Genomic DNA, 13724 nt, shown 5'->3' with positions numbered 1-13724 from the left:
AAACACAGCCCGCCTCGTGTCTCATCGGCGCCCGGAGCGAAGCGAGGACGTCGATGAGCATCGTCACCGATCTCGATCAGGACTGGGCAACCTGGCACGCCGCCCGCGAACGCGACCTGGACACCGACTACGGCTGGCTCTCCATCGCCGCCTTCGACTGGTTGCCCGCGGCCCCTACTGTGCTGGACGGACTGCCCGGCAAGTGGGAGGCCGACGAGGAGCGCGCGTACGTCACGGCCGCCGGCGAGCTGACCCTCGGCGGCGAGCCGGTGTACGGCACCGTGTCGGCCAGCGTGCCGGAGGCCGGTTCCCTGAGCTGGCTGCTGTACGGCGATCGACTGGCAGAGCTCGTGCTCCGCGGCGGACGGTACGCCGTTCGCCAGCGCGATCCGCGGGCGACGACCCGGCGCGCGTTCAGCGGGGTCCCGGCGTACCCGTTGGACGACGAGTGGGTGGTCAAGGGCGTACTACACGCCGTACGTGAAGCCGGAGCAGGTGGAGGTCTCGACCGCACGGGACGACTTACGTCAGCACGTGACTGCGGTCGGCACAGTCCAAGTGGCGCTCGGCGGAGCGGCGTACGAGCTCGTCGCCACGGCTGCCGGTGGCGGGCGGCTGAACTTGTCGTTCCATGACAAGACGAACGGCGAAGAGACCGCTCCCTGGCGCACGGTGACGACCGGGGTGGTCGGGCGGGACGGGTCGGTGGCGATCGACTTCAACCGGACGATCAACCTGCCGTTCGCGTTCACGGCGTACGGGACCTGCCCTTCTCGGCGAACGGCTTGGAGAAGTACGCCGGGCTGATCCGGCACTACCGGGAGCGGTGGGAGGCGTACGGGCACGAGCTGTCCGGCATCTCCCTGGAGGTCGCCGGGCTCTCGGAGGATGAGAACCGTGCCTCGGTGGAGACCTTCGTCACAGAGGTGATGCCGGCACTGCGCTCGACGTACCCGAGCCGCGTGTGGGCCTAGCCGTAGGTGGGGTGCTGCGGCCAGCCCTCCGGGGAGTCCTCCCAGGCTTCCTGGCGGCCGTACGGCGCCAGGTCGAGGAGGTTGTTGACGAACAGGATGCGGTCGACGCCGCGCTGGCCGGTGGAGTAGGTGCGGTAGACCTCGTCGCCGTCCCGGATGAACAGGTTGAGGAGGAAGCCACCGCCCGCGCCGCAATCGGCGGAGAACGTCGTACCGGCCGAGGACGCGAACGGCACCATCCACTCCTTCTGCTTCCAGTAGCCGGCCATCTGGTCGAGCGGCATGTCCGACACGGTCGCCCAGGCGACGCCGCCGCGGGCCAGGCCGTCCAGGTTGGCCACCTGCTCGGTGAAGTACGTGCAGCCGGGGCAGAAGTGGTCCGGGCCGCCGTGCATGAACTGGTAGAGCGCAAGCTGCTGCTGCTCGCCGAACAGCTCCCGCAGCGTCACCGGGCCATCGGTCGACGCGAACGTGTACTCCGCGAACCGCACCATCGGCAGCCGCCGCCGCTGCGCCGCGATCCGGTCCTGGGCCCGCGTGGCCTCCTTCTCGGCGGTCAGCAACTCGGCTCGCGCCTTCTCCCACTCCTCGGCCGACACGACCGGAGGCAGTGCTGTGTTGTCCGTCATTGGGTGTCCTCTCGTCTGGTCCTGAACGTACGACGAAGCCGGTCACCCGTTCTCTACATCGAGGCGGAAAATTGGTCAGAAGCGCTCCCGGGAACCGGTATGCTTTCCGGGACGGACTGAGGGGCCTGCAAGGTGTGCCCGGCTCGATTTCACATCGGGGCGGCGGACCGTGTAATCTCTCTCCTCGGCCCGCCCCTTTAGCTCAGTCGGCAGAGCGTCTCCATGGTAAGGAGAAGGTCTACGGTTCGATTCCGTAAAGGGGCTCTGAGCACGACATCTCATCCGGTCCACCGGATGGGATGACGGACTCTCCCGGCGGGGTAGCTCAGGTGGTTAGAGCACACGGCTCATAATCGTGGTGTCGCGGGTTCGACTCCCGCCCCCGCTACCTAGCAAGGCAGTATCTCAGAGTGCGATCACCCAAGTTGCGCACTCCTGACAAGAAGAGGCAGCAGTGGCCAAGTCAACCGACATCCGCCCGAAGATCACGCTGGCGTGCACGGTCTGCAAGGAGCGCAACTACATCACCAAGAAGAACCGGCGTAACGACCCGGATCGTCTTGAGCTGAAGAAGTACTGCTTCCGCTGCAACGACCACACGGACCACCGCGAGACCCGCTGACCTTCAGCTTCTTTCGCGAGGGCCGCTTCGGACACCCGGAGCGGCCCTTTCGTTATGCCTCTACACGGTCAGGATCGGCCGTCCGCCTTCGTAGGCGGTGAGACGCTCGTTACGCGGAGTGAGGCAGCACGAGCCGCAGAGCGTGCCGGTGCCGACCTCGCTCGTGTAGTAGAGGCAGCACGTGTTGCGGAGGTAGACGAGTTTGCCGGCGGCGGTCTCGACGTCGCCGAGCCGGGCCAGGCCGCCGGGCGCCTTGGCGACGAACGTCTGCCAGCGCTCCAGCAGGTACGCCGGATCAACGGTGGTCTCCTCGCGGGTCGCTGCGCAGAACCCCATCGCACACCCTGCCGCCACCGCGCCGTACACCTGCCGGAGCCCGGCTCGCGTCCGCCGGTGCAGCTCCTCGGCCAGCGGAAGTAGGTGCTGCCGCAGCACCACGTCGTACAGCGTCTGCAGCCCGCCGGGGAGGAAGACAGCCTCGCGTACGGCGACCGCCGCGACGCCGTGCCCCTCGTGCGGCCGGACCCACAGGTTCTCCGGCCGGATGTCGAGGACCCGGCCCTCCAGCGCCCAGAGCAGCAGCGCGGCGGCCGGTGCGCGTCCGGCGTAGAACGACATCATGCTGAGCGCGTTCGCGTGGGCCGTCCGGTGACAGCTCGCCTCATCATCGCGCTTGAGTAGCTCGGTCAGCTCGGGACTCCCCGGCTCCAGGATCCGATCCACCCGCAACCACTCGGAGCCTTCCGGCTCCCCCATCTCCAGCGCGTACCTCGGCGCATATTTGGCCAGCTCAGCCACTGCCGTCACGTTCAACCTTCCCCAGTCGGATCATGGGTGGCGGCGTCCCGGGGAACAGTGTGCCAGTAGGGTTAGCGGATATGACGATCGACGCCACGATGGTCGGCCGGAGCTACACGGCCGCCGAGTCCTACCAGGTCGGCCGGGAGAAGATCCGTGAGTTCGCCGACGCGATCGGTGACGGCAACCCGGCGTACCGGGGTGATGACGCGATCGCGCCGCCCACGTTCGCCTTCATGCTCGGCAGCCGCGCGCTCGAGCAGCTCCTGAACGACGAGGAGCTCGGCCTCCGGCTGGACCGGATCGTGCACGGCGCGCAGAAGTTCACCTACACCCGCCCGATCAAGGCCGGCGACGACATCGCCGCGACCGCGACCATCACCACCGTGCGCAAGGCCGGTGACGTCGAAGTGATCATGTACGAGACCGCCCTGACCACCGTCGACGGCGACCCGATCGCCACCTCGACCTCCACCATCTCGCACAACCGGGCGGACGCATGAAAACGGCGGCGCCGGGTTTTGAGCTACCCCCGCTGACTGTCACCTTCCGGCGTGAGGACCTCGTCCGGTACGCCGGTGCGAGCGGTGACTTCAACCCGATCCACTGGAGCGACCGGATGGCCGCCGCGCTCGGGCTGCCCGGCGTGATCGCGCACGGAATGCTCACGATGGCCTCCGCGGTCCGCGTGGTCACGGACTGGCTGGACGACCCGGCCGAGCTGGTGGAGTACGGCGTACGCTTCACCAAGCCGGTCGTCGTACCGGATGACGACAAGGGCGTGAGCGTGACGTTCTCGGCCAAGGTCGACAAGGTCGCGGACGGGCTGGCCGAGATCGACATCACCGCGATCGCCGGCGAGGAGAAGGTGCTCGGCCGGTCCAGGGCGGTCGTGCGCGTCCAGTGAGAACCCACGTACCTCTGGCCGACTTCACCACCCTGCGGATCGGCGGACTGGCCGACAAGCTCGTCGAGGTCAGCACCGAAGACGACCTGATCACCGCGGTCCGCGACGCCGACGCCGCCGGGGAGCCGGTGCTGCTGCTGTCCGGCGGCAGCAACGTCGTCATCGGCGACGACGGCTTCCGCGGCACCGCGATCAAGGTCGCGACCACCGGGATCCGGGTCGACGCGGACATGTGCTCCGGGGCAATGGTCCACATTCAGGCCGGCGAGGACTGGGATGCCGTGGTCCAGCGCGCGATCGCCGAGGAGTGGAGTGGTCTCGAGTCGATGTCCGGCATTCCCGGGCTGACCGGATCCACGCCGGTCCAGAACGTCGGTGCCTACGGACACGAGGTCGCCGAGACGATCGCGTCCGTCCGGGTCTGGGACCGCGTCGACAACCAGGTCCGGACGATCTTCGCCGCCGACTGCGGTTTCAGCTACCGGAACTCCCGCTTCAAGGCCGACCCGTCCCGCTACGTCGTACTGGAGGTCGCCTTCCAGTTGAGCCTCGGCGACCTGTCCGCCCCGGTCGGGTACGCCGAACTCGCCCGCGTCCTCGACGTCGAACCAGGCTCGCGCGCCCCGATGACCGACGTCCGCGAAGCCGTCCTAGGCCTGCGCCGCAGCAAAGGCATGGTCCTGGACCCCGCCGACCACGACACCTGGAGCGCGGGCTCCTTCTTCACCAACCCCATCCTCGACACCCCCGCCGAGGTCCCCGCCGGCGCTCCCCAATGGCCCCAGCCCGACGGCCGCGTCAAAACCAGCGCCGCCTGGCTGATCGAACACGCCGGTATCTCCAAGGGCTTCACCATCGGCTCGGCAGCCGTCTCCGCCAAACACACCCTCGCCCTCACCAACCGAGGCACCGCCACCGCCAAAGAACTCCTCTCCCTGGCAGCCCACGTCCGAACCCAAGTCCACCAGGCCTTCGGAATCACCCTCATCAACGAACCAGTCCTGGTGAACTGCACCCTCTGAGGCGTACCGAAGGACGGGTAGTGGTCCCGTTCCGGCCGGATGACAAGCGTCGGCTGGGCGTGCGCTGGGCGGTCAATCGTCACCACTACCCGTCCGTCGGTACCTGTGGATAACTTCGGCGGGGACTCGGCGCGAGCGGCCAGGATGATCGGGTGGCGTCCGTCGTGGAGGTGCTGGCCCGGCTGGGAGGCTGGGCCACGTCCGCCGAGCTTGTCACGGTGACTTCCCGGCGGTCGCTGGCGGCGGCAGTTCGGTGCGGTGATGTCGAGCGGCTCACCCGCGGGATCTACGGGCTCCCAGGTCTCGCGACCGACCTGGCCACGGCCATCGCGCACGACGGCGTGCTGTCGCACACGAGTGCAGCCGCGGTCTGGCGATTGCCGCTGCTCACGACACCCGCGAAGCCCCACATCACTCTGCCGACGAACAGAAATGCCAAGCCCGGTCCGCCTGCAGTGTTGCACTGGGCGACCCTGCCGACTGCGGACCTGCGTGCGCGCCGGACCTCGCTGGTGCGGACGGTCCTCGACTGTGCCCGGATTCTTCCGTTCGGCGAGGCATTGGCCGTGGCCGATGCGGCCCTCGCGACCGGCTGGCTGACCCACGACGAGTTGGCTGCAACCTCGGCGGCGATGTCTGGGCTGGGTCGGCCGAATGCGATGCGGGTCGCGGCAGCCGCCACCGGGCGATCCGAGAGCTTCCTCGAGTCGATGCTGAGGAGTCTGCTGGTGACCGCCGGCATCGAGGGGTTCGAACCGCAGGTGGTGGTGGAGACCGGGGAGTCGCGTGTGCGAGTGGACCTCGGGCATCGGCCGGCCCGCGTCGCTCTGGAGGCCGAGGGGTACGAGTTCCACGGCACGGCCGGAAAGTTCGCCGCCGACTGTCGTCGCTACGACGAACTGGTCGCGGCTGGCTGGCTCGTGCTCCGGTTCACCTATCAGCAGGTCATCGGGGATCCCCGGTGGGTGGTCGCGACTGTCGAGAGCGCGGTTGCGCAGCGGATCGGTGTACCGAAGAACGGGTAGTGGTGGTGGGTCGATCGCCCGGGCAGGCGTGGACCGGAGCAGCAATGTCGGCGTTCGGGGTACCACTACCCGTTCGTCGGTACGCTGAAAAAGATTTGCAGTGGGGGTAGGCAAGAGGGGTTGGAGTCGCTAATCTTTTGCGCAATCTGGTGGGAGGTGGGTTGTGAGGCGCAAAAGATTTTCGCGGCGGGATGTGCTCGCTGGGCTCGGCGCGGCGGCTGCGGCGGCGGTGGTGCCGGGGTGTTCCGGTGGTGGGGGTGGGCGGTCGAGCGTGCTGCAGGTGTGGGGTGGGGTGCCGGCGGCGTCGGGGCCGGCGGATGTGGTGAAGGCGTTCCAGCAGAAGTATCCGCAGTACAAGGTGAACTACACCCGGTTCGTGAACGACGCCCGCGGCAACCTCAAGCTGGACACGGCGCTGCAGGGCGGGCTCGACATCGACGTGTACTTCACGTACTCGCAGGCGTCGATGGCGTTGCGGGCCGGGTCCGGACTGGCGGCGGACCTGACCGATCGCGTCAGCGGGGACCCTGAGCTCAAGCCGTTCCTCGACACGGTCGAACCTCGCGCGTACGCCGAGAACGGCAAGATCAAGGCCCTGGCCACGGCCCGCGAGCCGAACTTCGTCCTGTTCAACGAGAAACTCCGGCAGCAGGCCGGCGTCGACCTACCACGGCAGTGGACGATCGACGACTTCCGCGCGACCGCCCGCAAGCTGACGACCGCGGACACCATCGGTGCTTACGCCGTGCCGGACGTCGCCCGGATAGCACTCGGTCCGAACTACTGGTACGACGGCGATCACTCGAACTTCGGTGATCCGCACTTCGAGCAGGGCCTCCGGCTCGGCCGGGGCATGATCGCGGAAGGGTCCGCGTTCCCGCAGACCGAGATCCTCGCCCGGCACCTCGACGCGTATCAACAGAACTCGTTCCTCGGTGAGGAGTTCCATCTCTGGTCGACCGCGCCCTTCAACCTGCGGTACCTCTACGACCCGAAGAAGTACCCGCACGACTTCAAGGTCTCGTTCGCCCCGCCGCCGACCGTCGACGGCAAGGACTGGAACGGCGGCAGTTACAGCAACTTCGTGATGGTCAACCCGAAGTCGCCGAAGCTCGAGGCGGCCTGGGCGTTCGTGAAGTTCTGGCTGACCGAGGGTTCCACGCCGATGCTCAAGGCCGGCAAGCTGCCCACCCTCGGCAACGTCACCGACGAGCAGGTGGTCACCGGCATGCTCGGCAAGGAGCCGGACAAGTACTTCGACGTCGAGTCGTTCCACCGCGTCGTCCTGGACGCCGAGCCCAAGCTCGCCACCGACACCCGGCTGACCGGATTCCCCGAGATCAGCCTCGTCGTGAAACAGCAGCGCGACCTGTGCCTGCTCGGCGAGAAGGACGCGAAAGCGGCGATCCGTGAGGTACGCCGGGTCGCCGACGCCGCGATCGCCCGCAACCAGAGGAGGCCCTGATGGCTACCGCAACCGTCGCCGCGGCCACGGCGGTCCGGACCGAGAAGGCCCCGGGAATCAAGCCACGGGGCTGGATCGGCTTCCTGTTCATCGCCCCCAACCTGCTCGGGGTCATCGCGTTCACCCTGATCCCGCTGATCAGCGTGATCGTGCTCGCCTTCACCGACTGGAACCTGGTGTCAGGCCTCGGCGGCATCACGTTCAACGGCCTGGACAACTTCGTCGCGATCGCCCGTGACCCCGGGTTCTGGCGGGCGGTCGGCCTGACCCTGGTGTACGTCGGGGTGTCCGTGCCGCTGACCGTCGTACTCGGACTCGCTCTCGGCATCGCGCTCAACCGGCCGCTCCCGGGGCGCGCCGTACTCCGGGCGATCTTCTTCCTGCCGTACATCGTCAACGTGGTCGCGATCGGCATGACCTGGTTGATGCTGATGAACCCGAAGGCCGGCCTGGTCAACCAGGTCCTGGACGCCTTCGGGATCCAGCCGGCCTGGTTCGCGTCCTCGCACTGGGCGCTGCCGGCGCTGATCGTGATGGCGGTGTGGGGCGGCGTCGGCTACTGCTCGCTGATCTACCTGTCCGCGCTGCAGGATGCGCCACGACAGTTGTACGAGGCCGCCGACATCGACGGTGCGTCGGCGTGGGCGAAGTTCCGCGTGATCACCTGGCCTTCGTTGCTGCCGACAACGATCTTTCTGCTGGTCACGCTGATCATCGGTGCGTCGCAGGGCTTCGGGTTGATCGCGTTGATCACCGCCGGCGGTCCGGGGGACGCGACCACGACGATCTCTTACTACATGTACCAGACGGGCTTCCAGTTCTACCGGTTCGGCTACGCGTCGGCGATCGGCCTGGTGACCTTCATCGGCGTCCTCGCGCTGACCCTGGTGACCTGGCGGGCGCAACGAGGAAGGGCCCTCCATGACTAGGCGCAGCAAGTGGTACTGGGGGATCCCGTTGTGGATCCTCGCGATCGCCTTCCTCGCGCCGTTCGCGTGGATGATCTCGACCGCGCTGAAGCCGGACGTGGACGCCTACAAGATCCCGATGCAGTGGATCCCCGATCCGTTCCAGTGGGACAACTTCAGCACCGTGCTGAGCGGCGCCACCTCGGTGCTGCCGGCGTTCGGGCGGTCCGTCTTCGTCGCCGTACTTCGGGTGGCCGGGGAACTGATCACCGCGACGATGGCCGGCTACGCGTTCGCGCGGATGTCGTTCAAGGGGCGGGACAAGTTGTTCCTCTTGTACCTGGCGACCGCGATCATCCCGGCACAGCTGCTGCTGGTGCCGCGGTTCATCTACTTCCAGAAGCTCGGGCTCTACGACACGCTGTGGGCGCTGATCCTGCCCGGCATGTTCACCGTGCTCGGGACGTTCCTGATGCGGCAGTTCTTCGTCAGCCAGCCGGCCGAGTTCGCCGAGGCGGCGCGGATGGACGGCGCGAACGAGTGGCGGGTGTTCACCCGGATCTATTTGCCGTTGGCAACACCGGTGATGAGCGCGCTCGGCATCCTGGCGTTCGTCTGGTCCTGGAACGACTACGAGACGCCGCTGGTGCTGATCAGCAACCCGGACCGCTACACGCTGCCGCTCAGCCTGACCAACTTCGTCGACGAGCAAGGGCAGATCGCTCCCGGCCTGACGATGGCCGCCTCGGTGATCTCGATCGTGCCCGTGCTGATCGTCTTCGTCGTCCTGCAACGCCGGTTCATCGCAGCCATGACTCACACAGGAATCAAATGATGCAGAACGTCTCAGGGGTCTTCCCGCATCTCGCCCAGGTCGGCGACTTCGGTCCGCCGCGCAGCGAGCTCGGCGTCGGTTCGCTGATGCCGTGGAACGGGAAGCTCTACGTCCAGAACTACAACTCCCACAAGGCCCCGTCCGGTGCCGGTGTCAGCCTCCGCCGGATCGACGCCGACCTGTCGATGGAGATCGTCGCCGAGACACTGGGGGTGGACGGCACCTACACCAACCGGTTCGTACACTTCCCGACCTCGCAGCTGGTCCTCGGGCCACAGGTGATCTCCGCCGACCACAAGATCGTCACGATCCCGGAGCTCCAGCCGCTCCGCGTCTGCGGTACGTCGCGACACCTGACCAAGCCGGACACGCATGTGTACGTGCTCGCGATGGAAGGTGAGCTGCTCGAGCTCGACCTCACGACGTACGAATGCACGCAGCTCTTCGACCTCAACGACGAGCTCGGCACCGACGGCGAGATGAAGGTCCACTACAAGGACTGCTACACGTCCTTCGGCCGGCTCGTGGTGTGTTCCAACGAGTACGCCGAACCCGAGTGGGCCGGCGTACGGTCGCGGGGCCGGTTGGCGGAGTACGACGGCCAGTCGTGGAAGGTACTGCGGGAGGATCCGTTCACCGCGATCGGTGGACGGCACGAGTTCGGCGGGACGATCTTCGCGACCGGGTGGGACCGGGCGTCGGCGATTCTCGAGGTGTTCACCGAGGCTGACCAGCAGTGGACGCGGTACCGGCTGCCGAAGGCGTCGCACTGCTTCGACCACAAGTGGCAGACCGAGTGGCCGCGGATCCGCGAGGTCGAGCACGAGCGGTTGCTGCTCGACCATCACGGCATGTTCTACGAGCTGTCGCCGTGGGCGTACGGGGGCAGGATCTGGGGCGTACGGCCGATCTCGACGCACCTGTGGGTGCTCGGCGACTTCTGCTCGTGGCGCGGGATGCTCGTGGCCGGCGCGGACAACGCGTCGCCGAGTCACGGGCTGAATCCGACCACCGCGGAACCGCAGTCCGGTCTGTGGTTCGGCAAAACCGACGACCTGTGGAGCTTCGGCAAGCCCGCCGGGTGGGGTGGTCCGTGGTGGGAGACGCCGGTGTCGGCTGGGGTGCCGTCGGATCCGTACCTGATGACGGGCTTCGACGGGAAGTGCTTGCACCTCGAGAACTTCAGCGAGGACACCATGGTTGTGACGGTCGAGATCGACTTCCACGGGCACGGGCGGTTCGGGGCGGTCGAGCGGTTGACGGTGGAGCCGGGGCAGATCCGGACCCACGTGTTCCCGCCCGGGTTCAGCGCGCACTGGGTGCGAGTAGTGAGCGACACCGACGGTGTGGCGAGTGCCCAGTTCGTCTATACGTGACGATAACGGGATGGCAGACATGGAGAGAGCGGACAGTCCGAGCCCGCTGCAGCTGGTCAAGCGCGCGCAGCCGGAGCTGAACGGCGCGATGCAGCGGGTCGCCGAGCACATCCTGGCGAACCCGGACGAGGTCGCGCGCGGGTCGATCACCAAGCTGGCCGAGGCCGCGCAGACCTCGGCCGCGACGGTGACCCGGCTGTCCACGCACCTCGGGTTCGCCGGGTACCCCGCCTTGCGCGCGGCGCTGGCGATGGAGATCGGCCGCGGCATGGAGGCGGGCTGGGCGAGTGACATCGGCCTGGCGATCGGCCCGGCGGATCCCCCCGAGCAGGTCCTGAACGTACTGGCGTCCACCCAGGCGAACGCTCTCCGCAATGCCCTGGCCGCGATCGACCTGGCCGCGGCCACCCGCGTCGCCGATGCCGTCGCGGGCGCACGGCGTACGCATATCTATGGCGAGTGGGGAGACGCGATCCCGGCGCGCGAGCTCTACATCCGGTTGCTGCGGATCGGGATCCCGGTGTGGTTCTTCGACGGACCGCAGTCGTCGCAGATCGGCGCCGGGCTGCTCGGGGCCGGCGATGTTGCGTTGACGGTCACGCGGTCCGGAACCGACCCGACCTCGCTCGAGTTCATCCAGCGTTCGGCCGGCGAGGGCGCGCTGACGGTCGCGATCACCGGGGTCGTGGACTCGCCGATCGGGCGGGCCGCGGAGGTGGTGTTCGACACCGGTACGCCGAATGGGACGACGTGGACCGAGTTCTTCGCGGGCCGGGCCAGCGACGTACTCACGGCCGGACTGCTGTTCGTACTGGTCGCCCAGCGCGTGCCAGACCACCTCACCGCCAACCATCCGAACGGCCCGGGGCAACCCGTCGTCCATCCGGCCGCCGACCTCCGGCCGCCGACCGTCGTTCATCCAGACACCTGAGAGGTTCGTCTTCTATGCAGCAGCTCGACGTCCAGACCGATCTGACCGTTGTCGGGGGAGGCCTCGCCGGCATCTGCGCGGCGATCGGCGCCGCGCGGCAGGGGAGCACGGTGGCGCTGGTGCAGAACCGGCCGATGCTCGGCGGCAACTCCTCCAGTGAGGTGCGGGTCTGGGTGTGCGGGGCGACCGCGCACGGCGTTCAGCACTTCGCCCGGGAGACCGGGATCATGGGCGAGCTGTTCGTCGAGAACCAGTACCGGAACCCGCTCGGGAACCCGTACTACTGGGATCTCGTGCTGCTGGAAGCGGTACGCGCGGAGCCCCGGATCTCCCTGTACCTGAACACCGACGTGCGGACCGTGGATGCGTCCGACGGTGTGATCCGGTCGGTGACCGGATGGCAGATGGGGGCGGAGAAGGAGATCCGATTCGTCAGCCCGGTCTACGCCGACTGCTCGGGCGACGGGTTGGTCGGTCTGCTCGCGGGCGCGGAGTACCGGACCGGACGAGAGCCGCGATCGGAGTACGACGAATCGTGGGCGCCCGAGGTCCCGGACGGGAACACGCTCGGGAGCACGATCCTGTTCTACTCCAAGGACGCCGGGGAGCCGGTGCGGTTCGAGCCGCCGTCGTTCGCCCGCGACATCACCGAAACGGCCATCCCCGATCGGCGGATCATCCGGACCGAGCTGAACGGGTGCGCCTATTGGTGGATCGAGTGGGGTGGTGAGCTGGACGTCGTCGACGACAACGAACGGATCCGGGACGAACTGCAGGCCGTCGTCTACGGGATCTGGGATTACATCAAGAACTCTGGACAGTTCGACGCGGAGAACCTGACGTTGGAGTGGGTGGGGTCGGTGCCGGGGAAGCGCGAGCACCGGCGTTTCCTCGGTGATCACGTGCTGACGCAGCACGACGTACTCGGGCAGGTCGAGTTCGAGGATCGGGTGGCCTTCGGCGGATGGTCGATCGACCTGCACCCGCCCGGTGGTGTCTACGCCGCCGAGCGCGGATCGAAGCACTGGCATCCGGATGGGAACTACCACATCCCGCTGCGGTCCCTGTACTCGCGGAACGTCGAGAACCTGTGGATGGCCGGGCGCAACATCAGCGCGAGTCACGTAGCCTTCGGTACGACGCGGGTGATGGCGACCTGCGCCGTCCTGGGGGAGGCCGTCGGGATCGGCGCTTCCGTTGCCCTGCGCAACGGTCTGACGCCGCGGGGGCTGGCCCGGGATCGCTTCGACCTGATGCGTCGCGCACTGCTGCGGGCCGACGCTTCAGTCCTGGGTGTCGTCGATGACGATCCGGCGAACCTGGCTCTGGCCGCGTCCGTGACCGCCTCGTCGACGCTGTCCCGGCCTGCCGTCGAGGTCTCCTCCGGAACGTTGCCGCTGACAACCGACATCGCCATGGTCGCCCCATCGCTGGACGGCTTCGAACTGCTCGTCGACTCCACCGGCGGTTCCCTGACGGTCGAGCTGCACGATCCGGGCAAGCCGCAGAACTACCTCCCGGCGGCGCTCGTCGACTCGTGCACTGTGGAGGTCCCGCCCGGCGAGAAGCGCTGGGTCGACGTTCCGCTGAGCTGGCAGTCCGCGAACGGGATCGTCGTACTGCGGAAGACTCCGGCGATCTCGGTTCACACCACTGATGCCGCGCTCCCCGGCATGATGTTCCTGGCGCACCGCGAGCCGGCGCCGGACGAGCAGTGGACCGAGCAGTTCCGTCCGTGGAAACACATCCTGCCCCGATCCGGTCTCTGCCTCCGCCTCGGTGAGACTGCGGCGTACGCACCCACGAACGTTGTCGGCGGTTACGCCCGCCCGTACGGCGGCCCGAACCTCTGGTCCTCGGAAGACCTCGCTTGGGATCCGGCTCCCTGGATCGAGCTCACCTGGCCGGCCCCGGTGGAGATCTCCGAGGTCGTCGTCGTCCTCGACGATGACGTCAACGAGGACCTCATCAACCTCCACCACCACCGCACACCCTTCGAGACCCTCCCGACCCTTCTCGCCGACTACACCCTCGAAGCACGCAATGGCACCTCTGAGTGGCATCCCGTAGCCACCATCACCGCCAATCACCACCGCACGAACCGCCACTCTTTACCCACCCCCGTCCAGGCAACCCACCTCCGCCTGACAGCCCACACCACGAACGGCGCGCCCCGAGCCCACGTGGTCTCACTCCGCGCCTACTCGTGAACGCTCGGACGAGCTGTTCGCC

The 13724-nt window shown here is 67.7% G+C and carries 16 protein-coding genes and 2 tRNA genes; 15 read left to right on the top strand and 3 right to left on the bottom strand.

Going from position 1 to position 13724, the window contains the following annotated elements; translation table 11 throughout:
• Positions 1-127: 127 nt before the first annotated feature.
• Positions 128-460 carry a hypothetical protein gene (locus ACZ3HV_RS07685; protein WP_465681924.1) on the bottom strand — a complete coding sequence of 111 codons (333 nt, stop codon included), beginning with the start codon at positions 458-460 and terminating at the stop codon, positions 128-130.
• A 20-nt stretch (positions 461-480) separates the two neighbouring features.
• On the opposite strand from ACZ3HV_RS07685, the gene ACZ3HV_RS07680 reads away from it, so the two are divergent.
• Together ACZ3HV_RS07680 and ACZ3HV_RS07675 are read left to right on the top strand one after the other, a co-directional pair.
• Positions 481-807 carry a DUF1684 domain-containing protein gene (locus ACZ3HV_RS07680; RefSeq protein ID WP_465681922.1) on the top strand — a complete coding sequence of 109 codons (327 nt, stop codon included), beginning with the start codon at positions 481-483 and terminating at the stop codon, positions 805-807.
• Positions 786-974 carry a hypothetical protein gene (locus ACZ3HV_RS07675; protein WP_465681920.1) on the top strand — a complete coding sequence of 63 codons (189 nt, stop codon included), beginning with the start codon at positions 786-788 and terminating at the stop codon, positions 972-974. The genes ACZ3HV_RS07680 and ACZ3HV_RS07675 overlap by 22 nt, the downstream gene beginning before the upstream one ends.
• Here ACZ3HV_RS07675 and ACZ3HV_RS07670 read toward each other — a convergent pair.
• Positions 971-1603, bottom strand: a complete 633-nt coding sequence (locus ACZ3HV_RS07670) for a DUF899 family protein (RefSeq protein ID WP_465681918.1) — start codon at positions 1601-1603, stop codon at positions 971-973. The two genes, ACZ3HV_RS07675 and ACZ3HV_RS07670, sit on opposite strands and share 4 nt — an antisense overlap.
• Before the next feature lie 191 nt (positions 1604-1794).
• Between ACZ3HV_RS07670 and ACZ3HV_RS07665 the strand changes: the two genes are divergently transcribed.
• The 3 genes from ACZ3HV_RS07665 to rpmG all read left to right on the top strand — a co-directional run bounded on the left by ACZ3HV_RS07665 (position 1795) and on the right by rpmG (position 2225).
• Positions 1795-1867 (top strand) — tRNA-Thr (locus ACZ3HV_RS07665).
• Between the two features lie 50 nt (positions 1868-1917).
• A tRNA-Met gene (locus ACZ3HV_RS07660) sits at positions 1918-1991 on the top strand.
• Between the two features lie 66 nt (positions 1992-2057).
• Positions 2058-2225, top strand: a complete 168-nt coding sequence (gene rpmG, locus ACZ3HV_RS07655) for a 50S ribosomal protein L33 (RefSeq protein WP_360364232.1) — start codon at positions 2058-2060, stop codon at positions 2223-2225.
• Positions 2226-2285: 60 nt separating this feature from the next.
• On the opposite strand, the gene ACZ3HV_RS07650 is transcribed toward rpmG, so the two are convergent.
• The gene (locus ACZ3HV_RS07650) at positions 2286-3032 is read right to left on the bottom strand and encodes a hypothetical protein (protein WP_465681916.1); all 747 of its coding nucleotides are present in this window, start codon (positions 3030-3032) and stop codon (positions 2286-2288) included.
• Positions 3033-3103: 71 nt separating this feature from the next.
• Between ACZ3HV_RS07650 and ACZ3HV_RS07645 the strand changes: the two genes are divergently transcribed.
• From ACZ3HV_RS07645 to ACZ3HV_RS07600, 10 genes are all read left to right on the top strand, one after another.
• Positions 3104-3526: an FAS1-like dehydratase domain-containing protein gene (locus tag ACZ3HV_RS07645; protein ID WP_360364228.1), complete on the top strand. Its 423-nt coding sequence runs from the start codon at positions 3104-3106 to the stop codon at positions 3524-3526.
• Entirely contained in the window at positions 3523-3930 is a 408-nt protein-coding gene (locus ACZ3HV_RS07640; protein ID WP_360364226.1) for a MaoC/PaaZ C-terminal domain-containing protein, read from the top strand. Before ACZ3HV_RS07645 ends, ACZ3HV_RS07640 begins: the two co-directional genes overlap by 4 nt.
• A complete protein-coding gene (locus ACZ3HV_RS07635; protein ID WP_465681913.1) occupies positions 3927-4952 on the top strand; it encodes a UDP-N-acetylmuramate dehydrogenase in 1026 nt (341 codons plus the stop codon). The genes ACZ3HV_RS07640 and ACZ3HV_RS07635 overlap by 4 nt, the downstream gene beginning before the upstream one ends.
• A gap of 152 nt (positions 4953-5104) precedes the next feature.
• Complete coding sequence (locus ACZ3HV_RS07630; RefSeq protein WP_465681911.1) at positions 5105-5977, top strand: DUF559 domain-containing protein; 873 nt, start codon at positions 5105-5107, stop codon at positions 5975-5977.
• Positions 5978-6140: 163 nt separating this feature from the next.
• On the top strand, positions 6141-7442 hold the full coding sequence (locus ACZ3HV_RS07625; RefSeq protein WP_465681909.1) for an ABC transporter substrate-binding protein: 1302 nt from the start codon (positions 6141-6143) through the stop codon (positions 7440-7442).
• Positions 7442-8371 carry a carbohydrate ABC transporter permease gene (locus ACZ3HV_RS07620; protein ID WP_360364219.1) on the top strand — a complete coding sequence of 310 codons (930 nt, stop codon included), beginning with the start codon at positions 7442-7444 and terminating at the stop codon, positions 8369-8371. The genes ACZ3HV_RS07625 and ACZ3HV_RS07620 overlap by 1 nt, the downstream gene beginning before the upstream one ends.
• Positions 8364-9185: a carbohydrate ABC transporter permease gene (locus ACZ3HV_RS07615; protein ID WP_465681907.1), complete on the top strand. Its 822-nt coding sequence runs from the start codon at positions 8364-8366 to the stop codon at positions 9183-9185. Before ACZ3HV_RS07620 ends, ACZ3HV_RS07615 begins: the two co-directional genes overlap by 8 nt.
• Positions 9182-10561: a hypothetical protein gene (locus ACZ3HV_RS07610; protein WP_465681905.1), complete on the top strand. Its 1380-nt coding sequence runs from the start codon at positions 9182-9184 to the stop codon at positions 10559-10561. Before ACZ3HV_RS07615 ends, ACZ3HV_RS07610 begins: the two co-directional genes overlap by 4 nt.
• 19 nt (positions 10562-10580) lie before the next feature.
• On the top strand, positions 10581-11492 hold the full coding sequence (locus ACZ3HV_RS07605; protein ID WP_465681903.1) for a MurR/RpiR family transcriptional regulator: 912 nt from the start codon (positions 10581-10583) through the stop codon (positions 11490-11492).
• Positions 11493-11506: 14 nt separating this feature from the next.
• The gene (locus ACZ3HV_RS07600) at positions 11507-13702 is read left to right on the top strand and encodes an FAD-dependent oxidoreductase (RefSeq protein WP_465681901.1); all 2196 of its coding nucleotides are present in this window, start codon (positions 11507-11509) and stop codon (positions 13700-13702) included.
• Positions 13703-13724 lie beyond the last annotated feature (22 nt).

This window comes from Kribbella sp. NPDC020701, assembly GCF_055562215.1.
The sequence above is the reverse complement of the archived record's forward strand: the minus strand, read 5'-3'. Positions and strand labels throughout refer to the sequence as shown.

Excerpts from the sequence above, each read along its gene's own strand:
- ACZ3HV_RS07670 (WP_465681918.1), bottom strand. The coding sequence starts at position 1,603 with ATGACGGACAACACAGCACTGCCTCCGGTCGTGTCGGCCGAGGAGTGG.
- ACZ3HV_RS07645 (WP_360364228.1), top strand. The coding sequence starts at position 3,104 with ATGACGATCGACGCCACGATGGTCGGCCGGAGCTACACGGCCGCCGAG.
- ACZ3HV_RS07640 (WP_360364226.1), top strand. The coding sequence starts at position 3,523 with ATGAAAACGGCGGCGCCGGGTTTTGAGCTACCCCCGCTGACTGTCACC.
- ACZ3HV_RS07620 (WP_360364219.1), top strand. The coding sequence starts at position 7,442 with ATGGCTACCGCAACCGTCGCCGCGGCCACGGCGGTCCGGACCGAGAAG.
- ACZ3HV_RS07615 (WP_465681907.1), top strand. The coding sequence starts at position 8,364 with ATGACTAGGCGCAGCAAGTGGTACTGGGGGATCCCGTTGTGGATCCTC.
- ACZ3HV_RS07610 (WP_465681905.1), top strand. The coding sequence starts at position 9,182 with ATGATGCAGAACGTCTCAGGGGTCTTCCCGCATCTCGCCCAGGTCGGC.
- ACZ3HV_RS07605 (WP_465681903.1), top strand. The coding sequence starts at position 10,581 with ATGGAGAGAGCGGACAGTCCGAGCCCGCTGCAGCTGGTCAAGCGCGCG.
- ACZ3HV_RS07600 (WP_465681901.1), top strand. The coding sequence starts at position 11,507 with ATGCAGCAGCTCGACGTCCAGACCGATCTGACCGTTGTCGGGGGAGGC.